This is a genomic window from Streptococcus mitis SK575, from assembly GCF_000257865.1.
Classification (GTDB): Bacteria; Bacillota; Bacilli; order Lactobacillales; family Streptococcaceae; genus Streptococcus; species Streptococcus mitis_CQ.
Window position 1 is genome coordinate 1 of sequence record NZ_AICU01000015.1, and the last position, 694, is coordinate 694.

The following is a 694-nucleotide window of genomic DNA, read 5'->3' on the forward strand; positions in this document are numbered from 1 at the left end:
CTGACTAAACATTTTCCTGTCCTCCTCGGACCAGCTCTTGTAGTCCAGCAGTTGGTCTGCTTGGCTGATGGCTCGCTCGGGTTCTTGGGTAAAGGGCTTATTACCGAAAAACTCCAACCACGGCTTGCGAACCTCGTCTTTGCTGGTTTCTCTGTATTTTTTTAATTCCAAGAATGCCATCTTGACCAGATGGTTTTCTTGACCATTATTTGTGATAGTTAAGACTTCACCTGTCGTGTCCTCTCGCATACTAAAGCTGTGAAAAGCCAAGTCATCTTGAAAGTAGTTGCTGTCCACAATAGCAATAGCATAAACTGGTGCGATGTGTTTGTAACTCTGGTGTGTATCACCTTCTCGTTGACGAATTTTTTCTAGGTTTTGATTGACCTGACTGCACAGGTAAGCCCACAGGCGATTGATGAAAAAATTCTGATGATGAACTTGAATTTCAATGATAACTTGCGTACCATTATCCAACTCCGCCAAGACGTCTATACTGGTATAGAAATCCTGTGCCGAGTAAGGCATGGAAGGCAAGACATGAATATTGCTTCCCTCCAAAATGGTCACATTTTTGGCTGGTAAATCCAGCATATCGCGAATAAATTGACAAGTGATTTCTGGATTGCTAAAGATTTTTTTAGCTACCAAATCATTAGTTGGGCTGATGCCCGGATGTCTGAGAATCATCCTT

At 42.5% G+C, this 694-nt stretch carries 1 protein-coding gene; it reads right to left on the reverse strand.

Annotation, left to right across the window (positions count from 1 at the left end):
- Positions 1-690, reverse strand: a 690-nt coding sequence (locus HMPREF1048_RS04015) for an Rpn family recombination-promoting nuclease/putative transposase (protein ID WP_000603345.1), incomplete at its 3' end; no start/stop codon positions are given.
- Positions 691-694 lie beyond the last annotated feature (4 nt).